Here is a 25,324-nt window from a genome sequence, read left to right as displayed (position 1 = left end):
ACGAGGGCCTCCTGGCGGTCGGGCGTAGATGTCGCAATCCACACCGAACCCAGAAGGCCCTCACCCGTTCAAGCACCCAGCATGCGTGTCACCAACGTCCCGGAACAGCACACCTAGAGGATCACGTGGGGCAGGAAGCGGGCGTACTCGTCCGTCACCAGCCCCGAGGACTCACGGATGCCGAGGCCCGCCGACTCGTTGTCCACCACCCAGGTGCCGAGGACGACGTGGTTGCCGTCGAAGTCGGGAAGGGGGGCGAGCTGCTGGTAGCAGCAGGGTTCGTCACGGAGCACGGGGGCGGCACCCGCCTCGTGGAGGGTCACGCCGGCGCCTTCACGGCCCAGCAGCGGCTTGGCGACATAGCCGGTGGTGTCCGCCAGCTCCCGGGGACCGTCGAGGTAGGCGGGCAGCAGATGGGGGTGACCGGGGTGGAGCTCCCAGAGGATCGCCAGCAGGGCCTTGTTGCTGAGGAGCATCTTCCACGCGGGTTCGATCCACAGGGTGGAGCCGGTGCCGCCGCCGTTGTCGAGGGTGTCGAGGACGTGGTCGGCGAAGCGGTCGGTGGTCAGCCACTCCCAGGGGTACAGCTTGAAGATGCTGCGGATGAACCGGAGCCTGTTGTCGACGAAGCGGCGGGAGAGGCGGTCCCAGCCGATCTCCTCCATGGAGATCCAGTCGGTCTCCAGGCCGGCCTGCTCGGCGGTCTCCTTGAGGTAGGCGACGGTCATGAGGTCCTCGCCGAGTTCGTCGGCGGAGGAATGGGCGAAGTACAGGGGGCTGCCCGGCGGGAGGAGGGCGGCCTGCTTCCGCCACGCGTCGATGAGGCGTTCGTGGAGGGAGTTCCACTGGTCGGCGCCGGGGAAGCGCTCCTCCATCCAGAACCACTGGGGCGAGGCGGCCTCGACCAGGGACGTGGGAGTGTCGGCGTTGTACTCCAGCAGCTTCGCGGGCCCCGTCCCGTCGTAGCGGAGGTCGAAGCGGCCGTAGACGGAGGGGAGTTCGGCGCGCCGGCGCCAGGCCTCGGCGACCGCGCGGGCGATCCGCGGGTCGGTGATGCCGAGGTCGGCGAACCGGTCGGCGGTGACGATGTGCTCGGCCGCCGCGAGGCACATGCGGTGCAGTTCCTCGACGACCTCCTCCAGCGCCTCGACCTCGTCCAGGCCGAAGACGTAGTAGGCGCTCTCGTCCCAGTAGGGGCGCAGGGAGCCGTCGGGGTAGCGGGTGAGGGGGTAGATGAGCCCCTGTTCCTCGACCGTCTCCTGCCAGCCGGGGCGGGGCTCGATGGTGCGCCGTTCCATGAGCCGCTCAGCCGCCGCCGCTGCCGGAGCCCGAGCAGCCGAAGCCGCCCCGGTCGACGGCCTCGCTGCGGCTGAAGGTGCCGTCCTCGGCGTAACCGGCGCGGACGTCGGCGTCGTAGTACCAGTCGGCGTCGCCGGTACGGGACGCGCCGCCCTTGCCGCGGGAGCCGGAGGACGAGGACGTGCAGTTCTTGTCGGCGACGACCTTGTAGCCGTTGAGGTAGTCGTAGCTGTCCCGGTCCACGCACCGCCGGTCCGGATCCGACCCGCACGAGGTCAGCGCCGCCGCGAGAACCCCCATGCCGCCCAGTACCACCGTGCTGGACCGCACCCGCCGCCGTGACTCCGCCATGACTCCCCCTCGTGCCGCTTCCACTGTCCGCCGGGCCCTCGGTTCACTCCCCGGCTCGCGGCGGACAGCCTAGAGACCGGCCGGACGGCACGCACAGGAGCCCCCCGCTCCCGCGTTCCGGCCCGCCGCCGTTTCGCCCCCTTTCAGGGCGTCTGGACCGCTTCCGCGGGTCGTCGCGGGCGGACCCGCCGCGCGGTCCCGGGGCGCCGCCGCCGGTCCTCGTCTCATCTCCGCCAGAACAGGTGGTGCGTCATGCCGCTCGGGCTCGGCACGACCTCGAGGTGGAACCGGTCGAGCAGTTCGTCGGGCGACTCCCAGAGGCGGAGACCGGAGCCGAGCTCCACCGGCGAGACCGCCACGTGCATCGTGTCGACCAGGTCGGCGTCGAGGAACTGCCGGACGGTCGTGACCCCGCCGCCGAGCCGGACGTCCTTGCCGCCCGCCGCCTCCCGCGCCCGTTCCAGGACGGCGGCCGGGCTGCCGTCGACGAAGTGGAACGTGGTGTCGGAGAGCGTGATCGGGGGGCGCGGGTGGTGGGTCATCACGAACACGGGCGTGTGGAACGGGGGCTCGTCACCCCACCAGCCGCGCCACTCGTGGTCGCGCCAGGGCCCGCGCTGGGGGCCGAACTTGTTGCGGCCCATGATCTCGGCACCGATGTTGCGTGCGAAGTCCCGGGTGAAGTAGTCGTCGAGACCGCGGCTGCCTCCGGGGTCGGTGCGCATGGGCCAGCTCGCGGTGGCGCCGGCCCAGGCGAACAGCCTTTCGGGACGGACGTGGCCGAACGGGCTCTCCAGGCTCTGGTGCTCACCGGCACCGATCCCGTCACTCGAGACGCAGAAGTTCATGACTCTCAGGAGCTGATCCATCTCTCCTCCTCATCGGACCCTGGCGCGTCCCTCGCGTGCGACGCGCTCCACACAAGGGCGTCGAACGGGACGCGGCCGGATCGACAGTGGCCCGGAAGTTCTTTCCGGCGTCCCGCGGCCGCGTCCTACGGCAGCGCCCTGCACAGCGCCTCGAGGGTGCCCGTCCAGGCGTGGTCCGGCGGGGTCGCGTAGCCGACCACCAGGGCGTCCCCCGGGGTCGGGTCGGCGGCTGGATGGCGGAAGCGGGAGAGGCCGAGGACGGCGAGGCCCTGCCAGGTGGCGGCCTGCACCACGGACTGCTCGGTGCCGGGCGGGAGTCGCAGGACGGCGTGCAGGCCGGCCGCGATGCCGGTCACGCGGACGTCCGGTGCCCGTTCGGCGAGGGCCCGCACGAGGGCGTCGCGGCGGCGGCGGTAGCGCAGGCGGGCGGCGCGGACGTGACGGTCGTAGGCGCCGGAGGTGAGGAACTCGGCGAGGGCGAGCTGTTCGACGACGCCGACCGGGCGGCCACCGCCCACGTCGACGACGTCCGCGACCAGCGAGGGCGGCACGACCATCCAGCCCAGGCGGAGGCCCGGGGCGAGGGACTTGCTGGCCGTGCCCAGGTAGACGACGTGGTCGGGGTCGAGGTCCTGGAGCGCGCCGACGGGCTGGCGGTCGTAGCGGAACTCGCCGTCGTAGTCGTCCTCCAGGATCAGTCCGCCCGTGCGGCGGGCCCAGTCGACCACGGCGGCACGGCGCTCGGGGCGCAGGGCCCCGCCCAGGGGGAACTGGTGGGCGGGGCTGAGCAGCACCGCGTCCGCGTCGCCCGGGTCCTGGGCGCGGGTGCCGGAGGAGTCGAAGGGGAGCGGCGTGGTCCGCAGCCCGGCACGGGTCGCCAGGTCCCAGTGGACGTCCAGGCCGTGGGACTCCACGGCGAGGGTCCGGGCGCCGCGGGCCCGCAGGATCTCGCAGAGGAGGTGCAGGCCGTGGGAGAAGCCGGCGCACACGACGAGGCGTTCGGGGTCGGCGCGCACGCCCCGGACACGCGCCAGGTAGTCCGCGAGCGCGACGCGCAGTTCGGGGCGGCCACGCGGGTCGCCGTAGCCGAAGGCGTCGTGCGGGGCGGTGGCGAGGGCGCGGCGGGTGGCCTTGAGCCATTCGGCGCGGGGGAAGGAGGCGAGGTCGGGCGTGCCGGGGACGAGGCTGTACGGGAGCCGGCCCGGGACCCTGCGGGGAGTGGAAGGGGCGGCCGGCGGGCCGGGGACCGCGCGGTCGGCGACGCGGGTGCCGGAGCCCTGCCGGGCGGTGAGCCAGCCCTCGGCGACCAGGTCGGCGTACGCGTCGGCGACGGTGTTGCGGGCGATGCCCAGGTCCGCGGCGAGGGTGCGGGAGGAGGGCAGCCGGGTGCCCGCGGAGAGCCGGCCGGTGCGGACGGCCTCGCGCAGGGCGTCGGTCAGACCGCGGCGCAGGCCGGGGCCGGCCGGGTCGAGATGGAGGTCGATGCCCTGCAGGTCGCCTCGTGAAGTGGCCCAGCGTTCCGCCATGGAAATGGACCATACTCCTGGGCTGCCCCGCTCCTAGGGTCGAGGCATGAGCGACATCGAGACGACCACGACGTACGCCGCCGAGCTGCCCGTCCGGCTGGACTGGGCCCTGCACGCCCCCGAGGTCTACAAGGCGATGGTCCGGCTGGACTCCGCCGCCAGGAAGGGCCTGGACCCCAAGCTCTTCGAGCTGGTGAAGATCCGCGCCTCCCAGATCAACCACTGTGCCTTCTGCCTGGACATGCACACCAGGGACGCGCTCGCGGCGGGCGAGAGCGTCGAGCGGATCGTGCAGCTCAGTGCCTGGGAGGAGTCACGGCACTTCTACACGGAGAAGGAGCTCGCGGCGCTCGAGCTGACGGAGGCCGTCACCGTGCTGACGGACGGGTTCGTGCCCGACGAGGTGTACGAGCGTGCCGCCAAGCGGTTCGACGAGGCGGAGCTGTCCCAGCTGATCGCCGCGATCACGGTGATCAACGCCTGGAACCGGTTCGGTGTGACGTGCCGCCGGACCCCGGGCCACTACCAGCCGGGACAGCGCGGGTGACGCGGCTCGCATGACCCGTCCCGACGCCGGTGTCCGCACCGCGCCGCGGGTGGTGTGCGGGTGTGCGGTGGCCCCGGGGCGAGTCCGCCGACCGGCCGTCAGCCGGGTCGAGGACACGTTGGCCGGGGCCCCTCGCCCGCCCGGCTCGGCGAGCTCGGGGCCCCGGGTCACACGCGGGCCGGGACTCCGGCAGCGCGCGCCCGGGGCGCCGGCGGAGAGCGCCGGCCCGCGGTGACGGGGCCGTGGGTCAGGGCAGCCACTTCTGCCAGACGTCCTGGTTGGCCTCGACCCACTTCTTGGCCGCCGCCTCCGAGCTCATCTTCTCGTCCGCGATCATCGCGGCGACCTCGTTCTGCTGCTCGGCGGTCCAGTTGAAGTTCTTCAGGAACTTGGCCGCGTCGCCGCCGTCCTTGGCGAACTCCGCGTTGAAGTACTTCTGCAGCGGGGTCTGGGCGTAGGCGCAGTCGACCTTCTCGGGTTCGGCGTCGCAGCCCTCCTTGTACTCGGGCAGCTTCACCTCGACCAGGTCGAGCTGGGCGTTCAGCCACTGCGGCGTCCACCAGTAGGTGATGAAGGGCTTCTTGGCCTTGTAGTCCTCCTTCATCTGGGTGATCTGGGCGGCCTCGGAGCCCGCGTAGACCGTCTTGTAGTCCAGGTCGAGGTTCTTGATGATCGCGTCGTCGTTGGTGGTGTACGACGGCGAACCCTCCAGGAGCTGGCCCTTGTCGCCGCTCTCGGCGGTCTTGAAGAGGTCCTTGTACTTGTTGAGGTTCTTCCAGTCCGTGATGTCCGGGTGCTTGTCGGCCAGGTACTTGGGCACGAACCAGCCGATGTGGCCGACGACGCCGAGGTCGCCGCCCGCGACGACGGACTTCTTGTCCTCGACGTACAGGTCGACCTTCTTGGGCGCGCCGCCCCAGTCCTCCAGGATGGCGTCGACCTTGCCGCTGTTGAGGGCGTCGAAGGCGACCGACTCGTCGAGCTGGGTGAGCTCGGCCTCGGTGTCCAGTTCCTTCTCGAGGATGTACTTGGCGACGGCGGCGTTGGCCTCCGCGCCGACCCACGACGGTACGGCGATGGTGACCGAGTCGGAGGAGCCCTTCGACGACGACGAGCCGGTGTCGGCGGCGCCGCAGGCGCTCAGGCCGGTGATGCCGAGGACGACGACGGCGGCGGCACGGGAGAGGTGCTTTCTGCTGCTGCGGGGCTTCGGGTTCATCAGGCGCATTGCGGATTCTCTCGTTTCGGTTGTGCGGGTGTTGGCTGCGGTCGGGTGTGGGGGCGGGGCCGCGGCCCCGCGCGGGCGCCGGGGCCGGCGTCAGCCCGGGCCGGCTTTCGCCTGGGTGCGCTGGGTCGTGCGGTCCAGGACGAGGCCGAGGAACACGATCGCCACGCCCGCGGTCAGGCCGGTGCCCAGAGCGCTCTTCTGGAGGCCGTAGACGACGTCGTAGCCGAGGGCGCCGGAGCCGACGAAGCCGCCGACGATGACCATGGCGAGGACCAGGACGACGCCCTGGTTGAGGGCGAGCATCAGCGCGGGGCGGGCCAGCGGCACCTGGACCTGGTAAATCTGCTGAAACGTGCTCGCGCCCAGGGAGCGGGACGCCTCCAGCGCCGCGGGGTCCACCTGGCGCAGGCCCTGCACGGTGATCCGGACGACGGCGGGCAGCGCGTAGAGCACGGCTGCGGCGACGGCGGCGGAGCGGCCCACGTTGAACAGGGCCACCACCGGAATCAGGTAGATGAACTGCGGCAGGGTCTGCATGGTGTCCAGCAAGGGCCGCAGCAGGCGTTCCACCACCGGCACCCGGGCTGCGACCACGCCGATGAGAAAGCCGAGGAGGAGGGTGACGACGACGCCCGCGATGGCCTGGGACAGGGTGTCGAGAGAGGCGTTCCACACGTCGATGACGCCGACACCGGCCATGGCCGCGGCGGCCGTGACCATCGCGCCCCAGCCGCCCGCGAGCAGGCCGAGGACGGCGGCGACCAGCACCAGGAGCCACCAGGGGGTGGCCGTCAGGCCGTCACGGAGCGGGTCGAGCACCCACATGGTGAAGCCGTCGGCCCAGGTGCGGGTGCCGCCCAGGACGGGCACGCCCGCGGCCAGGTGGCTGGTGAACCAGTCCACGGCCTCGTTGACCGGCTGGGAGATGTCCACGGTCCACGGCTCGGGCCACTCCTCGATGAGCAGCGCGGCGCCCACCGCGGACACCACTGCCCACACGCCGGCCGTCAGGCTCCAGCCGCGCCGGCCGTGCAGCAGCCGGACGGCGGAGGAGCCGGAGCCCTCGCCGAGGCGGTCACCGGCGGCGGCGGTGGTGCGGTCCAGCCAGACGGCCAGCAGCACGATCGGGATGCCGGCGGCGAGGGCCTTGCCGACGTCGACGGTGGACAGGGCCTGGAAGACCTCCTCGCCGAGGCCGCCGGCGCCGATCACGGAGGCGATGGTGACCATGGACAGGGCCATCATGATCGTCTGGTTGAGGCCGAGCAGGATCTCCTTGCGGGCCAACGGCAGACGTGCTGTCAGCAGACGCTGCCATCCGGTCGCGCCCAGCGACTGGGCGGCCTCCATCGCGCCGGGGTCGGCGCCGCGCAGGCCGAGCGCGGTGAGCCGGGCCATGGGCGGGGCGGCGTAGATGATCGTGGCGATCAGGGCGGAGGGCACGCCGATGCCGAAGAGCAGCACCAGCGGCAGCAGGTAGGCGAACGCCGGCATGATCTGCATGGTGTCCAGCACCGGGCGCAGGATCCTCTGGAAGCGGTCCGACAGGCCGCCGCCCAGGCCGAGCAGGCCCCCGATGACCGCGGACACGGTGACCGCGACCGCCATGAGGGCGAGAGTCTCCATGGTGGCTTCCCACATGCCGAGCATGCCGCACGCGGCGAAAGCACCCAGCGTGACGCCGGCGAGCGTGAGTCCGCGCCGGCTCTGCAGGCCGCCGACGCGCCAGGAGAGCAGGAGCGCGCCCAGCGTCACGGGGAACCAGCCGAGGTCCACCAGCAGGCTCGTCATCCAGCTGACGGAGCTGTCGGACCAGTTGCTCAGATGGAGCAGGAAGTAGAGGAAGACCGGGTTGGTGTCCCGGTTGCGCACAACCCAGCCGTAGGCGTCGTCCAGCGGCGTCTTGACGTCGGCGGTCAGTGCGGACGGCCAGGCCCCGCTGCCCCACAGGGCTGCGGCGACCGGGACGAGCACGACGGCGACGACGACCAGCGGAAGGAGTCGGCGCAGCAGCGGGTGCGCCGGCCGCGAGCGGGCCGGTCCCGGCGCCTGCCGCTTGGCCGGCTGCGTGGGCGGGGAGGGCGGAGCCGGGGTGGTGACGGCGCTCATGTGCTCCGCCCCCGTCCGTTCCCGGTGAGCGCTACCGTGGCGTGGCTCTCGACGTCGGCGCTCATCGGGCGGCCTCCTTCACCGGGCCGGCGTCGATTCCGGCGACGACCCGCAGGAGGTCGGCGTGGTCGACCCGTCCCAGACAGCGGCCGTCCTCCACGACGCAGGCGGCCCGGCCCGTGCGGGCGACGACCTCGATGGCGCCGGAGACGACGGTGCCGGGGGCGAGGGCCCCCGGGTGGTCGGGGCCGCCGCAGTCACCGGGGCGCATCGCGCGGCGAACGGTCATGACCTGTTCGCGCGGGACGTCGCGGACGAACGCGCGGACGTAGTCGTCGGCGGGTGAGCCCACGATCTCCTCGGGCGTGCCCAGCTGGACCACGCGGCCGTCGCGCATCAGGGCGATCCGGTCGCCGAGCTTCAGGGCTTCCTGGAGGTCGTGGGTGATGAAGACCATCGTGCGGCCCTCCTCGCGGTGCAGCCGGATCACCTCCTCCTGCATGTCGCGCCGGATCAGCGGGTCCAGCGCGCTGAACGGCTCGTCGAAGAGCAGGACCTCGGGGTCGACGGCGAGTGCGCGGGCCAGTCCGACGCGCTGGCGCTGACCGCCGGAGAGCTGCGCGGGCCGGCGCTGCTCCAGGCCCTCCAGGCCGACCTTGGCGACGACCTCGGCGGCCCGCTCGCGGCGTTCCGCCTTGCCCATGCCCTGGATCTCCAGGCCGTAGGCGACGTTGTCGAGGACGGTGCGGTGCGGCAGCAGGCCGAAGTGCTGGAAGACCATGGCGGCGCGGTGCCGGCGCAGTTCGCGCAGCCGTGCCCTGTCCATGGCGCGGACGTCCTCGCCGTCGATGACGATGGTGCCGGCGGTCGGCTCGATCAGCCGGGTCAGGCAGCGCACCAGCGTGGACTTGCCGGAGCCGGACAGGCCCATGACGACGAAGACCTCGCCCTTGCGGACGTCGAAGCTCACATCGCGCACGGCGGCCGTGCAGCCGGTGCGGGAGCGCAGTCCGGCCGGGTCGAGGGCGGCGAGGTCCGGGTCGCCGGGGACGCGGTCGGCCTTGGGGCCGAAGACCTTCCACAGCCCGTCGACGGAGAAGACGGGGGTGTCGGTGGCGGGAGTGCCGGTGGCGCCGGTCATCACGCGGCACCGCCGATCAGGTCGGCGGCCCGCTCGCCGACCATGAGGACGCCGATCATCGGGTTGACGGCGGTCATGGTCGGGAAGACGGAGGCGTCCGCGATCCGGATGCCCTCCAGGCCCCGGACGCGCAACTCGGGATCGACGACGGCCTGTTCGTCGCCGGCGGCGCCCATCCTGCAGGTGCCCGCCGGGTGGTAGACGGTGTGGGCGGCCCTGCGGGCGTACTCGCTGAGCTCCTCGTCACCGGTGACGTCCGGGCCGGGGGCCACCTCGCGCTTGAGCCAGTGGGCGAGCGGCTCGGTCTTCGCGATCTCGCGGGCGATGCGGATGCCGTCGACGAGGGTGCGGCCGTCGTAGTCGTCCTCGTCGGTGAAGTAGCGGAAGTCGAGGGCGGGCTTGACCTCCGGGTCGGCGCTGGTGAGGTAGAGCCGGCCGCGGCTCTTCGGCTTGGGGATGTTCGGGGTCATGGAGACGCCGAACTCCGGCCGTTGGTAGCCCAGTCGCTCCGGATTGTCCGTGAACGGGATCTGGTAGAAGTGGAACATCAGGTCCGGGCCCGCGTGGCCGGGGTCGCGGCGCACGAACAGTCCGGCGTCGGAGTCCATCGCGGAGTTCTCCGGGATGGGTCCGTGCGTCTCCCAGACGATCACCGACTCGGGGTGGTCGAGCAGGTTCTCGCCGACGCCCGGCAGGTCGAGCGCCACGGGGATGCCGAGCGCCTCGAGGTCGGCCCCGGGACCGATGCCGGAGTGCAGCAGCAGCCGGGGCGAGTCGACGGCGCCGGCGCACAGCACGACCTCGTTCCGGGCCCTGACCAGGAGCTCCTCGCCGTCCTTGGTGCGCACGCGGACGCCCTCGGCGCGGGTGCCGTTCAGCTCCAGCCGGTACGCCCAGGTCTCCAGCATGAGCGTGAGGTTGGGGCGCTCGTCCATCACCGGGTGGAGGTAGGCCACCGACGCCGACGAACGCTTGTTGTCCTCGGGGTGGTAGGCCAGGTCGAAGAAGCCGACGCCCTCGGAGAACGGCTTCCTGTTGAAGCCCTCGACCCGCGGGACGTCGAGGGCCGCCTGCGCGGCGTCGACGAAGTCGCGGGCGATGGCGTTCCGGTCCTTCTCGTCGACCGGGACGATGTTGTTCCTGAGGCGGGCGTAGTACGCCTCCATCCGCACCGCGCCCCAGCCCTCGGCGCCGGCCGCCTCCCACTCGTCCCAGTCGGACGGCAGCGGCTTGAAGGCGATGAGCGTGTTGTGCGAGGAGCAGCCGCCGAGGACACGGGCGCGGCTGTGCCGGATGTGCGAATTGCCGCGCGGCTGCTCGGTGGTGGGGTAGTCGTAGTCCAGTTCGCCGCCGAGCAGGCCCATCCAGCGGCGCAGGGTCAGCACGTCGTCGCGGCCGACGTCGCTGGGGCCGCCCTCGATGACGGCGACGGTCACGTCCGGGTTCTCCGACAGCCGGGAGGCGATGACGGATCCGGCCGTGCCGCCGCCTATGACGACGTAGTCGAATTCGGGTGTGCGTTCGGGGGTGTGAGGGGTCATCTGGGTGGTACTCCTCCGGGGACTCGGGACAGGTGGGTGGTTCGCGGTGCGACGACGGGAGCGGCGGTGCGGGGGACACCGCCCGGCGGTCTGCGGCTCAGCCCGCGAACCAGCGCACCGGCTTGGGCGCCAGGTTCTGGTAGACGTGCTTGGTCTCGCGGTACTCGGCGAGACCGGCCGGGCCGAGCTCGCGGCCCACTCCGCTCCGGCCGAAGCCGCCCCACTCCGCCTGCGGGAGGTAGGGGTGGAAGTCGTTGATCCACACGGTGCCGTGGCGCAGCCGTCCGGCCACGCGCCGGGCGCGGCCCGCGTCGGCCGTCCACACGGCGCCGGCCAGCCCGTACTCGGTGTCGTTGGCGAGGGCGACGGCCTCGTCCTCGGTGCGGAACGTCTCGACGGTGAGGACCGGTCCGAAGACCTCCTCGCGCACCACGCGCATCTCGCGGTGGCAGCGGTCGAGGACGGTCGGCTCGTAGAAGTAGCCGCCCTCGGGACGCTCGGCGGACGGCTCGGGCCGCTTGCCGCCGGAGCGCAGCACCGCGCCCTCCCTGAGCGCGGACTCGACGTACGCCTCGACCTTCGCGCGCTGCTGTGCGGAGACCAGCGGCCCGCACTCGACGCCGTCCTCGGTGCCCCGGCCGAGCCTGATCCGCTCGGCGCGGCGGGCGAGTTCGGCGACGAAGCGGTCCCGGACCGACTCCTCGACGATGAGCCGCGCGCCCGCGGAACAGACCTGGCCGCTGTGGATGAAGGCCGCGTTGAGGGCCTGGTCGACGGCGGTGTCGAAGCTCTCGTCGGTGGCACAGGCGTCGGCGAAGACGACGTTGGGGTTCTTGCCGCCGAGTTCGAGGGCCACCTTCTTCACGCCCGGCGCGGCGGCCTGGGCGACCTTCGTGCCGCTGACCAGGCCGCCGGTGAAGGAGACCAGGTCGACGTCGGGGTGCTCGGCCAGCCGGGCGCCGACGGTGTGGCCGGGGCCGGTGACGATGTTGGCGACCCCGGCGGGCAGTCCGGCCTCGGTCAGCAGGTCGATGAGGGCGACGGTGGTGAGCGGGGTGATCTCGCTGGGCTTGACCACGAAGGTGTTGCCGGCCGCGAGGGCCGGGGCGATCTTCCAGCTGGCCTGCAGCAGCGGGTAGTTCCAGGGGGTGATCAGGGCGCAGACGCCGACGGGCTCGTGCACGACGACGCTGTGGATGTCGGGCGAGCCCGCGTCGACGACCCGTCCGGGCGCCTCCCCGGCGACCAGGTCGGCGAAGTAGCGGAAGGCGTCGGCGACGCAGTCGATGTCGACGCGGCCCTCCTCGAGGGTCTTGCCCGCGTCCCGGCTCTCCAGCAGACCGAGCTCCTCCCGGTCCCGCAGCAGCAGTCCGGCGACGCGGCGCAGCAGCGCGGCCCGTTCGGCGACGGGCGTGTGCGGCCACGGGCCCTCGTCGAAGGCCCGGCGGGCGGCGGCAACCGCGAGGTCGGTGTCCTTCTCGTCGCCCTCCGCGACCAGGGCGAACGGCAGGGCGTCCGCGGGGTCGAGGATCTCGCGGGTGGCGCCGGAGACGGCGGCCCGCCATGCGCCGTCCGCGTGGATGGTGCCGCGCGCCCGAAGTTCTGTGCTGTCCGCCATGATCGGTGATTGCCTTCCGTTCCTGTTCATTCCGTGCATCACACATGTGTCATCCACGGGACCGGGTGCTCCTGCCCTGGCGCCCCTGATGCATGCCCAATCCATGGCCTGAAGTGCGCCGAGTCACTGAATCCAAGGAGAAAGCGGGAGAAATCGTCCAACCTGTCGGCGAGCGGCCACGCGGTGTGCGGGCCGTCGCGATCGGCACCGATGACAGACGGCCATCCTTTGACTAAGGTCAAAGAACTATGGAGCCAGTGCCGACGGAGCAGGTGGCGGACTTCCGCCGCTTCAACCGCTACTTCACGCGCCGCATCGGCGCCCTCAACGACCACTACCTCGGCCAGGACCGGCCGCTCGGCGAGGCCCGGCTGCTGTTCGAGATCGCGGAGCACGAAGGCCCGGACGGTGTGTCCTTGCGCGAACTGAGGGGCCGGCTCGGTCTGGACGCCGGGTACCTGAGCCGGATGACGAAGACCCTGCAGACCCAGGGCATGGTCCGGCTGAGCGTGCACCCGGGGGACAACCGGCTGCGCACGGTCCGGCTGACCCCGGCCGGGCGCGTCGAGGTCGCGGAGCAGAACCGCCGCGCCGACTCACTCGCCGCCGGAGTGCTGGAGGGACTGGACACGGAGCAGCGGTCGCGGCTCACCGAGGCGCTGGCGACCGCCCGGCGCCTGCTGCGGCTGGCGGCGATCACCGTCGAGCACGTCGACGGACACGCCCCGGACGCCCGTGCCTGCCTCGACGCCTACGCCGACGATCTCGACGCGCGCTTCCCCGAGGGCTTCGACCGGGCGGACCTGGTGGATCCCGAGGAGGTGTCGGGGGACGCGGGGGCGTTCTTCGTCGCGTACGAGGAGGGCCGCCCGGTGGGCTGCGGGGCGCTGCGGCGGCACGCCGCAGGGATCGGCGAGATCCGGCACGTCTGGGTCCACGCCGACGCCCGCCGCCTCGGCCTGGCGCGCCGCGTCCTCGACGCGCTGGAGGCGGAGGCGCTGCGCCGCGACTGGACCGTCGTACGACTCGACACGCACGCGGCGCTCACCGAGGCACAGGCGATGTACCGGGCGGCGGGGTACACCGAGATCCCGGCCTACGCCGAGCACGTGTACGCCGATCACTGGTTCGAGAAGCGGCTGTCCCGCTGAACGCGGCGGACCCCGCACCGGCGGAACCGGTACGGGGCCCGTGGGCCTGCGTTCGCGGGATCAGATGAGGCCGAGTCCGCGGACCGCCTCGCGCTCCTCCTCGAGCTCCTTGACGGAGGCGTCGATCCGGGCGCGGGAGAAGTCGTTGATCTCCAGACCCTGCACGATCTCGTACGCGCCGTCCTTCACGGTGACCGGGAAGGAGGAGATCAGGCCCTCCGGGACGCCGTAGGAGCCGTCCGACGGGATGCCCATGGAGACCCAGTCGCCCTCGTCGGTGCCGTTGACCCAGGTGTGCACGTGGTCGATGGCGGCGTTGGCGGCGGAGGCGGCCGACGAGGCGCCACGGGCCTCGATGATCGCGGCGCCGCGCTTGGCGACGGTCGGGATGAAGTCCTCGGCCAGCCACTTCTCGTCGCCCACGACCTCGGCGGCGTTCTTGCCGGCGACGGTGGCGTGGAAGATGTCCGGGTACTGGGTGGCGGAGTGGTTGCCCCAGATCGTCAGCTTCTTGATCTCGGAGACCGGGACGCCGGTCTTCTTCGACAGCTGGGTCAGCGCGCGGTTGTGGTCCAGGCGCGTCATGGCGGTGAACCGCTCGGCGGGTACGTCCGGCGCGGCGGCCTGGGCGATCAGGGCGTTGGTGTTGGCCGGGTTGCCGACGACCAGGACGCGGATGTCGTCCGCGGCGTGGGCGTTGATGGCCTGGCCCTGCGGCTTGAAGATGCCGCCGTTGGCCTCGAGGAGGTCACCGCGCTCCATGCCCTTGGTACGCGGGCGGGCGCCCACGAGGAGGCCGACGTTGGCGCCGTCGAACGCCACGTTCGGGTCGTCCGTGATGTCGATGCCCTGCAGGAGCGGGAACGCGCAGTCGTCCAGCTCCATGGCCGTGCCCTCGGCGGCCTTCAGCGCCGGGGTGATCTCCAGCAGGCGCAGCTTGACCGGCACGTCCGCGCCGAGCAGCTGGCCGGAGGCGATGCGGAAGAGCAGGGCGTAACCGATCTGGCCGGCCGCGCCGGTGACGGTGACGTTCACGGGAGTGCGGGTCATGGCGTTCTCCGTATGACAGCTGGCGGTGGGGCGGTCCCTGCCCCGGGGTGCGGGATCCCGCTCCGGCTCGTGACCGGCGTCCACCACGATGATCGATCACCGGTTCGCATGATCGATCTCTTGGCGTCAAGAGAGATCCAGCGGTCAGGCTATCGCGCATCCGCGACCGCGGATCGCCGGGCTCCCTGTGGCCCGCCCCACAGAGTGACCGTGCGCGTACTCGGACATCCGGGAGGCGGTGTCCGGGAGGGCGGGAAGGGGGCGGCCGCTCCGTCCGGGAGAGGTTGGGGCGGGGCGGCCGCCGTCGGGGACCGACCGTGCCGGGCTCCCGTGGGGGGTACTTTTCGCCTGCCCGTCTTTCCCGCCCCCATTCACGTCCCCACGAAACCCCCACACACATGCGCCCGTACGGCCCACAGGAGCGGCGTTCCGGCCGGAGCGGCGGGGGCGTCCTACTCGGTGCAGCCCTTCTCGCCGGACGCGGCCAGGGTCACGCAGGCCTTGACGTCCGCCGCGCTCTTGACCGGCACCATCATGGTGTAGGTGACCGTGTCGCCCGCCGCGGAGATGGTGTCGTTCTGCTTCGACGTCCCCGAGGTGATCTCGACCGTGTCGCCCTGGGTGGCCTGGGTGATGCGGCCCCAGGCGGCGCCGCAGGTCTTGCTGTAGCGGACCTCCACCGTGGTGGTGCCGACGGTCGCGGTCTCCGCCGTGGTGACGAGGTCGCCGCTGCACCCCATGACCTCCGCGTCCTTGCCGTCACAGCTCTCGCCGCTGCACTCCACGCCCGGGGGCAGGTTCGCGTCGGTGGTGACGGTGGGCGACGGGGACTTCTGCGTCTCGTCCTTCTTGTCGCCCTCGGTCCCGGTGACGTAGAACGCGGCGGCGACCACCACCAGCGCCCCCACCGCGCCCGCGACGAACGTCGACGTCCGCCGCTTGCCCCCGGACCGGCCGGAGCCGCCGCCCGAGCGGCCGTGACCGGACGCGCCCCGGGGCGGTGCGCCGTGCGCGCCGGGCGTGTGCCCGCCGGCGGCCGGTGCCGCGGCACCGGGGCCGCGCCGGCCGGACTCCGGCGACCCGGGCCCGGAGACCCCCCAGGAGTTCCCGCCGGACGAGCCGGTCCGCCCGTCGCCCTCCCGTACGCCGTCGATGGCGTCGCGCACGTCCGAGGCGGTCGGCTGCGGCGGCACGCTCGGCGCGACACCGGCCGGCCCCGCGACACCGGGACGGACCGCGGCCCCGCCCTTACGGGACCTGCCGCCCGACGACGGCCCGGACAGCTCGCTGAGCGCGGCACGCGCCTGCGAGATCCGGATCGCCTCCATCGTCATGTCGTGACGCATCTCCGAACGGCTCCAGGCGCGCTCGGCGAGCTCCCACATGGTGGTGAGGTGCGTCGGGTTGGTCCCGGTGACCTCGGCCAGCGCCACGATCGCGCCCTTGGGCGCGAGCAGCCGGCCGTTCAGGTAACGCTCCCAGGACGTCTTGCTGTAGCCCGTGCGGTCGGAGACCGACGCGACGCTCAGGCCGCTGCGGTCCACGACCCGCCTGAGCTGGCTCGTGAACTCCCTGATCTGCGGATCGAGTTCCTCGGGCAAGGCCTTCCAACGAGGCATTGCTTCCCCCCTCTTCCCCCCGGTTCGTGCTGGTTCTTCCCTCGCGCATGGTGCCCTCTGCCGAGTCCCCGTTCTGGCTACCCACAGGGATGCCACCAGGCAGGGTCTCAGTTCCCGGGGTGGGGGCGCACGGGAGCATCAGGGCCGCAGGCGCGCAACGTCGCACGCCTGCCTGCTCGCGCTCCAGTGTCCCATCGGTCGCCCCCTCGACCGAACAGAACCCGGAACAAGTGAGCGGAACATCCCGCGGCGTCCTGATTGTCCACACCGGTCCCGCCGTCCCACCACTTCGTCGTACATCCCCGAACTTGTCAATACATCGACAGAGACCGACACACATTTGTCGCGGACACGTCGCGGTCGCATCGCGGGCTTGTACGGGGATTCCGGAGCACGTAGCGGAACGGTCACTTCCGTGCCACAGCGGCAGGACAGCCGTTGATCAGGCGCTTCTCCGTGCAGGAGTGTGGTGCGCGGCGGCGGCCCGTCCTCTCACGGGGGTGTGGACGGGCCTCCGCTCACGGTGCTTCCCCTCCGGCTCAACCGCTGATCGTGAAGTGCAGCAGGTCCGCCAGGAACGGGATCTTCAGCTTCGGCTCCGGCTGGACCATCAGCGCCAGCATCACGATGCCCAGGCCCAGCCCGGAGTACGTGACGATGTCCGTGAAGCGGGAGCGCACCGCGAGCATGCCCACGTCCGGCACCAGCCAGCGCAGCAGGGCCCCGGCCACCAGGGCCACGCCCACCAGGAGCGTGCCGAGCCGGAACTGGTCCAGCGCGGTCACCAGCAGCCCCAGCCCGACCGTGAGCAGCACGGCGAGGATCGGCCACTGGCGGGCGGGCGCGGGCGCGTCACCGGGCGCCGCCCTGCCCCCGCCCTCGGGACGCGCGGTGTCCCGGGTGAACAGCGGGAACCTGCGGGTGGCGCGCCGCGGCCGGCCTTCGGCGTCGGGCGCGCTGACGGGATCACGGACCGTGATGTCCTCGGGCCGCTCCCGCGCCGCCGGGGCGTCGGAGACGTTCCGCTCAGCCGACACTGCGCTCCGCCGCCTCGACCACGTTGACCAGGAGCTGGGCCCGCGTCATCGGCCCGACACCGCCGGGGTTCGGAGCGACCCAGCCCGCCACCTCGGCCACGCCCGGGTGGACGTCGCCCACGATCTTGCCCTCGGCGCTGCGCGAGACACCGACGTCGAGGACGGCCGCGCCCGGCTTGACGTCCTCGGGGCGGATCAGATGGGCGCTGCCCGCGGCCGCCACGATGATGTCCGCGCGACGGAGATGGGCCGGCAGATCACGCGTGCCGGTGTGGCACTGGGTCACGGTGGCGTTCTCGCTGCGCCGGGTCAGCAGCAGCGGCATCGGGCGGCCGATGGTCACTCCGCGCCCGACGACCACGACCTCGGCGCCCTTGATCTCCACGCCGTGGCGGCGCAGCAGGGTGATGATGCCGTTGGGGGTGCAGGGCAGGGGGGCCGGCTCGTTGAGCACGAGGCGGCCGAGGTTCATCGGGTGGAGGCCGTCGGCGTCCTTCTCCGGGTCCATCAGTTCGAGGATGCGGTTCTCGTCGATGCCCTTGGGCAGCGGGAGCTGGACGATGTAACCGGTGCAGGCGGGGTCCTCGTTGAGCTCCCGGACGACCGCCTCGATCTCCTCCTGCGTGGCCGTGCCCGGCAGTTCACGCTGGATGGAGGCGATGCCCACCTGGGCACAGTCACGGTGCTTGCCTGCGACGTACTTCTGGCTGCCGGGGTCGTCCCCGACGAGGATCGTGCCGAGGCCGGGCGTGACGCCCTTCTCCTTCAGCGCCGCCACGCGGGCGGTCAGATCGGACTTGATCTCGGCTGCGGTGGCCTTGCCATCGAGAATCTGGGCGGTCATGGCCCCATCCTCGCGGATGACCGGTCCCCTGTTCCAATCCGCCCGCATTCCGGTCCGTCGCGGGGCCCGCGGCCCGCGGCCGGACCTCTTCCACCCGAATCCGCCCAAGATCAGTGATGTTGCACTTGCACAACACATACGGCGTACGGCTGGACAAGGAAAGGAACGGTCAAGAACGATGAGTGGCACAGTGCCGCGGGCAGAACCGGGGGGACGGACCGCATCTGTGAACCTTCCTCCGCGCCGGCCCTCGCGTCGTCCCCGCACCTGAAGCGCAACGGAGGAAGAACCGCCATGAGTTTCGGCGACCCGAACAACCCCTACGGGCAGCCGCCCCAGCAGCCCCCGGCCGGACCCGGCTACGGCTACCCCCAGCAGCCCGGCGTCCCGCAGCAGGGCTACGGCTACCCCGCGGCCCCGCCGGTGTCCCAGCCGTACGGCGGCGGTTACGCCCCCACGCAGATGCCCGGCCTCACGCGTGCCGCGCAGATCCTGCTCGCGGTCATCGCCGTGGCGCACGTCATCATCGCGGCGGCGTACGGCAAGGCGCTCGCCGACTGGGACATGACGATGCTCGAGGCCGGCATCACCGGTGACGCCGAGGCCGAGCGCTACGCCGACCTGGGCAAGGGCGTCGTCGTCTTCTTCCTCGGCCTGGCCGCCGTGTTCGCGATCCTCGGCCTGGTGCTGCTGCTGCAGTACGCCAAGGGCGGCAACGGCGTCCGCGTCTGCTCGATCGTGTACGCCTCGTTCGCGATCGTCAGCGGCATCTTCTCGCTGGCCCTCTACGGCCTCGGCCTGGTCATCATGATCGTCTCGATCCTGGTGATCGTCTTCGCGGCGAAGCGGACCAGCGCGGAATGGTTCAGGCGACCGCGGTACTGAATCACCGGCGCGGAACCGCTGGACGTCCGCGCCGTCTCACGCCCAGGGGCCGTGTCCCACCTTCGGTGGTGGGACACGGCCCCTGGGCGTGACGTCAGCCGACAACCGCCAGCCGTCAGCGGTCAGCGGTCAGCGGTCAGTGGAAGAAGTGGCGCGTGCCCGTGAAGTACATCGTCACGCCCGCCTTCTTCGCGGCCTCGACGACGAGTTCGTCGCGGACCGAACCGCCGGGCTGGACCACGGCCTTCACCCCGGCCCCGGTGAGGATCTCCAGGCCGTCGGGGAACGGGAAGAACGCGTCGGAGGCGGCGTAGGACCCTCGCGCGCGCTCGGCGCCGGCGCGCTCCACCGCCAGCTTCGCGGAGTCGACGCGGTTGACCTGGCCCATGCCGACGCCGACGGAGGCGCCGTCCTTGGCGAGCAGGATGGCGTTGGACTTCACCGCGCGGCAGGCCCTCCAGGCGAAGGCGAGGTCGGCCAGCTCCGCCTCGGAGAGGGCCTCGCCGGTGGCCAGCGTCCAGGTCGCCGGGTCGTCGCCCTCGGCCTGGAGGCGGTCGGTGACCTGGAGGAGGGCGCCACCGTCGATCGGCTTGACCTCGACCGGGGCGGACGGGGCCTCGGGGGCGCGCAGGACGCGGATGTTCTTCTTCTTGGTGAGGGCGTCGAGGGCCCCCTCCTCGTAGTCCGGCGCGACGATGACCTCGGTGAAGATCTCCGCGACCTGCTCGGCCATCTCCCTGGACACCGGACGGTTGACCGCGATGACACCGCCGAACGCCGACAGCGGGTCGCAGGCGTGCGCCTTGCGGTGCGCCTCCGCGACGTCCGCGCCGACCGCGATGCCGCACGGGTTGGCGTGCTTGATGATCGCGACGGCCGGGGCGTCGTGGTCGTACGCGGCACGCAGGGCGGCGTCCGTGTCGGTGTAGTTGTTGTACGACATCTCCTTGCCGTGCAGCTGCTCGGCCTCGGCGAGGCCGCCCGTCCCCGACACGTACAGGGCGGCCGGCTGGTGCGGGTTCTCGCCGTAGCGGAGGGTGTTCTTGCGCTCCCAGGTCGCGCCGAGGAAGTCCGGGAACCGCCCCGCGGCGGAGCCGCTGTCGGCCGCAGCGTCCACCGGCGCGTAGGACGAGGCGAACCACGAGGCGACCGCCACGTCGTACGTGGCCGTGTGCTGGAAGGCCTCCGCGGCGAGGCGCTTGCGGGTGGTCAGGTCGAAGCCGCCGTCGCGGACGGCCGCAAGGACGTCGGCGTACCGCGCCGGGCTGGTGACGACCGCGACGGACGGGTGGTTCTTGGCGGCGGCGCGCACCATGGAGGGGCCACCGATGTCGATCTGCTCCACGCACTCGTCGGGCGTGGCGCCGGAGGCGACGGTCTCGCGGAACGGGTAGAGGTTGACGACGACGAGGTCGAACGGCTCCACACCCAGCTCGGTCAGCTGCTGCCGGTGGTCCTCCAGGCGCAGGTCGGCGAGGATGCCGGCGTGGACCTTCGGGTGCAGGGTCTTGACGCGGCCGTCCAGGCACTCGGGGAAGCCGGTGAGCTCCTCGACCTTGGTGACGGGGACGCCCGCGGCGGCGATCTTCGCGGCGGTGGACCCGGTGGAGACGAGCTCCACGCCGGCCTCGTGCAGGCCGCGCGCGAGGTCCTCGAGGCCGGTCTTGTCGTAGACGCTGACGAGCGCCCGTCGGATGGCCCGCTTGTTGCTCTCGGCGGTCACTGGATAACTACCTTTCGTCCCTCAATGCGATAGCCGTTGCGGGCGAGCCGCCCCACGACCTCGACGAGCAGCCTTCGCTCGACTTCCTTGATGCGCTCGTGCAGAGCGCTCTCGTCGTCCTCGTCCCGTACCTCCACCACGCCCTGCGCGATGATCGGCCCGGTGTCGACGCCGTCGTCGACGAAGTGGACGGTGCAGCCGGTGACCCTGGCGCCGTACGCGAGCGCGTCCCGTACGCCGTGGGCCCCGGGGAAACTGGGCAGCAGGGCGGGGTGGGTGTTGACGAACCGCCCGCCGAAGCGCGCGAGGAACTCCTTCCCCACGATCTTCATGAACCCGGCGGACACCACGAGGTCGGGCTCGTGGGCGGCGACGGCCTCGGCGAGCGCCGCGTCCCACGCCTCGCGGGTCGGGTGGTCCTTGACCCTGCACACGAAGGTCGGCAGCCCGGCGCGCTCGGCGCGGGCCAGTCCCTCGATGCCCTCGCGGTCGGCGCCGACGGCCACGATCTCGGCGCCGTACGCCTCGGCGCCGGTGGCGGCGATCTCGTCGAGGAGCGCCTGCAGATTGGTGCCGGATCCGGAGACCAGCACGACGAGACGCCTGGCGCGCTCGGCCACGGGCTTGGCGGCCACGGTGGGGCCCTTTCTCGGGAGCGTCTGTACGGTCGGCGGCACAGCGCTTGTACATTCATACGAATGCTTCGTGGTCCCGGATACGGGGAAGCCTACGAAGCGGCCGACCGTCAGCAACGATACCGGCACACCGGGCGGCCCCCGGGGGACGGGGGCGTGGCCGGAAGGTAGCGTCTGGGACGAGCCGGTCCCCGAAAGCCGGTCCGGGAACGCTGGGGGCGCGTGGGAACGCCGCCCGCGCACCGAGCGTTCACAGGATGACGGACCCGGGCCTGGAGAGCTGACGGGAACGCACCAGCTCACAGCTCAGTCGTAGTCGATACGTCGTGCGAGGCGGTTGCGCCGGACCACGCCGTGCTTCATTAAGGGGAAGACGCTCACTTGACGCCGTACCGCAGCCTGCGACTCCTCACGTTCCCCCAGCAGTCGGCCCAGGGAGGGGAGCGTGGCGCCGTGCTGCTGCGGGAGCGCCCCTCCTCCCCGCCCGACGCGCCCCAGGGCCGGGGCAGCGGCGACGACCGGCGCCGCGACTCGGAGGGCTCCGGGGGTACGCAGGGCTCCCAGGACGACAACCCGTTCGCACCGCCGCCGGAGGGGACTCCCGACCGGCCGTGGCAGCCGAGGCACCCCTCGGGCGGGGAGGGCGGCCGCTCTCCCTGGGGCCGGAACTGGAGCGACCGCCAGCCCGGCCGCTCCCCCGGCGGCTTCGGCGAGCGCCCGCGCGGCCCCGAGGGGCAGGGCGGCGGCTCCCAGAGCCCCGGACCGCGCTGGGACCCCACGGACCCGGCCCAGCGCAGGGCGCGGTACGCCCTGCTGTCCGGCATGTGGGCCTTCTTCTTCGCCCTGTTCAGCTGGCCGTACGTCGCGCTGCTGCTGGGTGCGCTCGCCCTGTACTGGGGCATCAGCGCCCTGCGCGCCAAGCCCCGTGCGCAGGACCCGGACTCCCCGGCGCCCGAGCAGAAGGGCCGCCCGCAGACCACGGCAGCGGTGAGCGGTCTGGTCACCGCGTCCCTGGCGCTCGCGCTGGTCGCCGCGTCCTTCGCCGCCCAGCTCGTGTACAGCGACTACTACACCTGCACCAACGACGCCCTCACCCAGGAGGCGCGCCAGGGCTGCAGCGACCTCCTGCCGGAGGAGCTCCGCGGCCTGCTGGACGAGGGGTAGTGGCCGTGCAGACCCGGTCCGTGCCGGCCTAGCGCTCGTCGGCGCGATCACGGACGTGGTCCAGGTCGTCGCCGCCGGGGAGCGGGTACGGCTCGCCGGCCCCGGACGCGGCGGGCACCCCGGGTGCCGTCGCCGGTGGCCCGGGTTCGGCGGACGGGGCGGGGCTCCGGTGCGGAGCTCCGTCGCGGGCGACGTCCAGGATGTCGTGGTCGAGGAGCAGGTACGGCTCGCCCGGGTCGTCCTCCGGGATCGCGGGCGCCGGTTGCCGTCGCGCGCGTCCGGCGGCCGTTGTCCCCCGGCCGCCCCCCGCGCCGAAGCGGAAGGAACGGGACCGCCGGCCGCCCGGGTGGCCGGCGCGCGGAAGTCGTGGGCCCGGGCTGCCGGGTCCCGGGATCCGTGCCGGCGGGGCGCCGGCCAGCGGGCGGGCCCGCCAGGCCCGTACCGCCAGCGACGTCGCGACCGCCGTGAACGCGAGCCACACCAGTGTCGCCGCCCCCACCTGCCACCACACCGGGCCGAACCGGGAGAGCGCCGCCACTCCCAGCGGACCGCCCGCGAGCGCGGCGAGCACCGACAGCAGGGCCCCGCACAGCACGGCCGCCAGCACCGCCGCGCCCGCGGTCCGGCCGGGCGTCCAGACGGGGGCCGGCGCCCGCCCGCTGATCGTGGCGCCCCGGCCCACGTACCACCCCGCCACCACCCCGGCCGCCACCGGAACCGCCGCGGCCGCCCAGTTCACCGGCGTACCCTCTCCCGCGTCCGGTACCGCCGCGAGCAGGGGGAACGGCGGCAGTGGTGGGGCCGGCGCGGAGGCGAGCGGAGTCACCGGGGTGGCGTCGCCGAGCAGGAAGCCGGGGCCGAGGGCGTAGGCCGCCGCCCACACCGCGGCGTTCGGCGCCAGCGCGACGCAGAGCAGCAGCACGGCCACCCAGCCCGACCAGCCCTCGGTCAGTCGCAGGAGCGCCGCCCGGGTCTCCCCGCCGTGCCACCCCAGTGACACCGCGAGGAGCAGCGCCCCGCCGCCCACCAGGACCGTCGCCCCGGCCGTCGCGGCCCGCGCCGCGACCCCGGGCCGGCCGTCCGGCCCGAGGACCAGATGGCGCAGGCCCCTCGGCAGCACCCGGCCCAGCACCCGCTCCAGGGGGCCGCTCGGACGGCCGTACGCCGACCACACTCCCGTCCCCGCGGCCAGCACGGCGAGCAGCGGCACGCACACCCCCGTCCACCCCCACGCGGGCCGCAGCGCACCGCCGGCGGCGTAGAGCGCGGTGGGCGCGCCGACGGCGAGGTAGCCGAGGACGACGCCCGCCAGCGCCGTCCGGCCGGGGACCAGCGGGGCCTCGTCACCCGCGTCCGCGTCGGCCGCGTCGCGGGCCGCGCGGTGCAGCAGCCAGACCGGCAGCGCGAGCAGCAGCAGCGGGGGGACGCCCATCGGGGCGGGGACGCCGGAGAGGGTGTCGGCGCGGACCAGTTCGGCGCCGTGCGCCAGCAGCCACATCGCGGCCGCGATGTGCAGGGCGCCGCCGGGTCCGCTGTCGGGGTAGGGCGAGCTGATCCACAGCAGCATCACGAGCACGGTGAACGCCGCGAGTCCGAGCCCGGCCGCGAGGGCGCCGCCGAGGAAGCCGGAGGCCAGCCCGGGCGAGCGGTCACGCATCCGGGTGAGCAGGGCGGACGGCGTCGAACGGCGAGCGGTCATCTGGATCACGCCCGCCATGCTCCCAACGACACGCGCTTTCCCGGTGTAACGCGCGAAGCCCGGCTGTGTCGCTCAATATACGTTTATGTACTTTTCTGTACGGAGGGGCGCCCGGTGACGCGGAGCCCTGCCACCCCGCTTCCTCCGCCCAAGGAACGCCGACGCCTGCGCGAGGCGGGCTCGCTGACGCGGGCTCAGCTCGCCGAGCGGGTCGGCGTACGGCCCGGGACCGTGCGTGCGTGGGAGTGCGGCCGCAGCACGCCGCGCGGCCGGAACCGGGAGGCGTACGCGAGGCTGCTGGCCGGTCTGGCCGAGCCCGTGGGGAAGGCCGCCGGGGCATCCGTACTCGGTCGTCGGCAGGAGGAGGACGCCGCGGTGGTGACGGTGTGTCCGGACGGGCCGGGCGACCCCGCGGCGGTCGCGCCGGAACCCTCCGCGTTCGCGCAGGCGCCCCCGCCGGCCGCCGAGGAGAGCCCCGGCCTGACGCCCGCTCAGGCCTTCGACGCCCTGTACTCCTTCTGCGCCCCGGCGCTCGTCCGGCAGACGTATCTGCTCAGCGGCCGCCGCGACCTCGCCCGCGAGTCCGTGGAGCGCGCCTTCCAGCTGGCCTGGGACCGCTGGCCCGAGGTGGCCCGGGACCCGGACCCGGCCGGGTGGGTGCGCGCGGCGGCGTACGAGTGGGCGCTGTCCCCGTGGCACCGGTTCCGCCGCCGCCACCGGCAGCCCGAACCGCCGCCCCCCGACGAGGAGGACCGCGCGCTCCTGGAGACGCTGCTGCGTCTGCCGCCGCCGTACCGCCGCACGCTTCTGCTGTACGACGGGGTCGGCCTCGACCTGCCGGAGACGGCCGCGGAGACGGAGGCCAGCACCCGGGCGACGGCCGGCCGGCTGACGCACGCGCGGGAGACCGTCGCCGCCCGGCTGCCGGAGCTGTCGGATCCGCGGGAGCTGCACCAGCGGCTCGCCGAGCTGGCGTCCACCGGACGGCTGCGGGCGGCCGAGCCGCCGGCGGTGCGCGGCGGCAGCGAGCGCCGGGCGCGTTTCCGGACCCGGGCGGCCATCGCCTTCACGGTCGCCCTGATCGGCACCACGGGCCTCACCCTGCACACGGCGCCCACCCGCTACGAGCCGCCGGTGCCGCCGGGCGGGACGGTGCGGGGTGTACCGCCGCGGATGGCGCCCGGCCCCCTGTCGGAGGACGAGCGGGAGCTGCGCGCCCGTCTGCGGGAGGAGCTGCCGGGGGGAACGGAACGGCTGCTGCCGCAGGCGCGGTGACCCGGCGCGGCGA

General features: G+C 73.0%; 21 protein-coding genes. 5 read left to right on the top strand and 16 right to left on the bottom strand.

The genetic code is table 11. The features are described from left to right. Positions 1-113: 113 nt before the first annotated feature. From F1615_RS27270 to F1615_RS27255, 4 genes are all read right to left on the bottom strand, one after another. Positions 114-1,298 (bottom strand): glutathionylspermidine synthase family protein, encoded by a 1,185-nt coding sequence (locus F1615_RS27270; RefSeq protein ID WP_149551695.1) that lies wholly within the window; start codon positions 1,296-1,298, stop codon positions 114-116. A gap of 7 nt (positions 1,299-1,305) precedes the next feature. Continuing rightward, on the bottom strand, positions 1,306-1,650 hold the full coding sequence (locus F1615_RS27265; protein ID WP_149551694.1) for a hypothetical protein: 345 nt from the start codon (positions 1,648-1,650) through the stop codon (positions 1,306-1,308). 224 nt (positions 1,651-1,874) lie between these two features. Continuing rightward, positions 1,875-2,519 carry a dihydrofolate reductase family protein gene (locus F1615_RS27260; RefSeq protein ID WP_149551693.1) on the bottom strand — a complete coding sequence of 215 codons (645 nt, stop codon included), beginning with the start codon at positions 2,517-2,519 and terminating at the stop codon, positions 1,875-1,877. Positions 2,520-2,644: 125 nt separating this feature from the next. Next, on the bottom strand, positions 2,645-4,045 hold the full coding sequence (locus tag F1615_RS27255; protein ID WP_149551692.1) for a PLP-dependent aminotransferase family protein: 1,401 nt from the start codon (positions 4,043-4,045) through the stop codon (positions 2,645-2,647). A 46-nt stretch (positions 4,046-4,091) separates the two neighbouring features. Between F1615_RS27255 and F1615_RS27250 the strand changes: the two genes are divergently transcribed. Beyond that, positions 4,092-4,592, top strand: coding sequence for a carboxymuconolactone decarboxylase family protein (locus tag F1615_RS27250; RefSeq protein WP_149551691.1), 501 nt, complete (start codon positions 4,092-4,094; stop codon positions 4,590-4,592). Positions 4,593-4,839: 247 nt separating this feature from the next. Here F1615_RS27250 and F1615_RS27245 read toward each other — a convergent pair whose 3' ends face one another. The 5 genes from F1615_RS27245 to F1615_RS27225 form a co-directional block, all read right to left on the bottom strand. Then, positions 4,840-5,820, bottom strand: coding sequence for an ABC transporter substrate-binding protein (locus tag F1615_RS27245; RefSeq protein ID WP_149551690.1), 981 nt, complete (start codon positions 5,818-5,820; stop codon positions 4,840-4,842). 90 nt (positions 5,821-5,910) lie between these two features. Next, positions 5,911-7,929, bottom strand: a complete 2,019-nt coding sequence (locus F1615_RS27240) for an ABC transporter permease (RefSeq protein WP_149551689.1) — start codon at positions 7,927-7,929, stop codon at positions 5,911-5,913. 61 nt (positions 7,930-7,990) lie between these two features. Next, the gene (locus F1615_RS27235) at positions 7,991-9,070 is read right to left on the bottom strand and encodes a quaternary amine ABC transporter ATP-binding protein (RefSeq protein WP_149551688.1); all 1,080 of its coding nucleotides are present in this window, start codon (positions 9,068-9,070) and stop codon (positions 7,991-7,993) included. Beyond that, positions 9,070-10,611, bottom strand: coding sequence for a GMC family oxidoreductase (locus F1615_RS27230; RefSeq protein ID WP_149551687.1), 1,542 nt, complete (start codon positions 10,609-10,611; stop codon positions 9,070-9,072). The genes F1615_RS27235 and F1615_RS27230 overlap by 1 nt, the downstream gene beginning before the upstream one ends. 97 nt (positions 10,612-10,708) lie before the next feature. Beyond that, positions 10,709-12,229, bottom strand: a complete 1,521-nt coding sequence (locus F1615_RS27225; RefSeq protein ID WP_149551686.1) for an aldehyde dehydrogenase family protein — start codon at positions 12,227-12,229, stop codon at positions 10,709-10,711. Positions 12,230-12,477: 248 nt separating this feature from the next. Here F1615_RS27225 and F1615_RS27220 point away from each other — a divergent pair, with 248 nt between their 5' ends. Beyond that, positions 12,478-13,380 (top strand): bifunctional helix-turn-helix transcriptional regulator/GNAT family N-acetyltransferase, encoded by a 903-nt coding sequence (locus F1615_RS27220; protein ID WP_149551685.1) that lies wholly within the window; start codon positions 12,478-12,480, stop codon positions 13,378-13,380. Between the two features lie 60 nt (positions 13,381-13,440). Here the strand turns inward: F1615_RS27220 and F1615_RS27215 are convergent, their stop codons facing one another. From F1615_RS27215 to F1615_RS27200, 4 genes are all read right to left on the bottom strand, one after another. Next, positions 13,441-14,430, bottom strand: coding sequence for a malate dehydrogenase (locus tag F1615_RS27215; RefSeq protein ID WP_149551684.1), 990 nt, complete (start codon positions 14,428-14,430; stop codon positions 13,441-13,443). Positions 14,431-14,882: 452 nt separating this feature from the next. Then, positions 14,883-16,049: a helix-turn-helix domain-containing protein gene (locus tag F1615_RS27210; RefSeq protein WP_149551683.1), complete on the bottom strand. Its 1,167-nt coding sequence runs from the start codon at positions 16,047-16,049 to the stop codon at positions 14,883-14,885. 539 nt (positions 16,050-16,588) lie between these two features. Continuing rightward, positions 16,589-17,086, bottom strand: a complete 498-nt coding sequence (locus tag F1615_RS27205) for a DUF3017 domain-containing protein (protein ID WP_149551682.1) — start codon at positions 17,084-17,086, stop codon at positions 16,589-16,591. Continuing rightward, positions 17,076-17,930, bottom strand: a complete 855-nt coding sequence (locus F1615_RS27200; RefSeq protein WP_149551681.1) for a bifunctional methylenetetrahydrofolate dehydrogenase/methenyltetrahydrofolate cyclohydrolase — start codon at positions 17,928-17,930, stop codon at positions 17,076-17,078. The genes F1615_RS27205 and F1615_RS27200 overlap by 11 nt, the downstream gene beginning before the upstream one ends. A 294-nt stretch (positions 17,931-18,224) precedes the next feature. Here F1615_RS27200 and F1615_RS27195 point away from each other — a divergent pair, with 294 nt between their 5' ends. Then, positions 18,225-18,815, top strand: a complete 591-nt coding sequence (locus F1615_RS27195) for a hypothetical protein (protein ID WP_149551680.1) — start codon at positions 18,225-18,227, stop codon at positions 18,813-18,815. Positions 18,816-18,951: 136 nt separating this feature from the next. Here F1615_RS27195 and purH read toward each other — a convergent pair whose 3' ends face one another. Both purH and purN read right to left on the bottom strand, forming a co-directional pair. Next, the gene (purH, locus tag F1615_RS27190; RefSeq protein WP_149551679.1) at positions 18,952-20,538 is read right to left on the bottom strand and encodes a bifunctional phosphoribosylaminoimidazolecarboxamide formyltransferase/IMP cyclohydrolase; all 1,587 of its coding nucleotides are present in this window, start codon (positions 20,536-20,538) and stop codon (positions 18,952-18,954) included. Beyond that, entirely contained in the window at positions 20,535-21,173 is a 639-nt protein-coding gene (gene purN, locus F1615_RS27185) for a phosphoribosylglycinamide formyltransferase (protein ID WP_149551678.1), read from the bottom strand. Before purN ends, purH begins: the two co-directional genes overlap by 4 nt. Before the next feature lie 381 nt (positions 21,174-21,554). On the opposite strand from purN, the gene F1615_RS27180 reads away from it, so the two are divergent. After that, the gene (locus F1615_RS27180; RefSeq protein WP_149551677.1) at positions 21,555-22,337 is read left to right on the top strand and encodes a hypothetical protein; all 783 of its coding nucleotides are present in this window, start codon (positions 21,555-21,557) and stop codon (positions 22,335-22,337) included. Positions 22,338-22,365: 28 nt separating this feature from the next. Here F1615_RS27180 and F1615_RS27175 read toward each other — a convergent pair whose 3' ends face one another. Beyond that, a complete protein-coding gene (locus F1615_RS27175) occupies positions 22,366-24,054 on the bottom strand; it encodes a DUF6350 family protein (protein ID WP_244328870.1) in 1,689 nt (562 codons plus the stop codon). 96 nt (positions 24,055-24,150) lie between these two features. Between F1615_RS27175 and F1615_RS27170 the strand changes: the two genes are divergently transcribed. After that, the gene (locus F1615_RS27170; protein ID WP_149551676.1) at positions 24,151-25,311 is read left to right on the top strand and encodes a helix-turn-helix domain-containing protein; all 1,161 of its coding nucleotides are present in this window, start codon (positions 24,151-24,153) and stop codon (positions 25,309-25,311) included. Positions 25,312-25,324 lie beyond the last annotated feature (13 nt).

Source organism: Streptomyces marokkonensis (assembly GCF_008312835.1).
Taxonomy (GTDB): domain Bacteria; phylum Actinomycetota; class Actinomycetes; order Streptomycetales; family Streptomycetaceae; genus Streptomyces; species Streptomyces marokkonensis_A.
The sequence above is the reverse complement of the archived record's forward strand: the minus strand, read 5'-3'. Positions and strand labels throughout refer to the sequence as shown.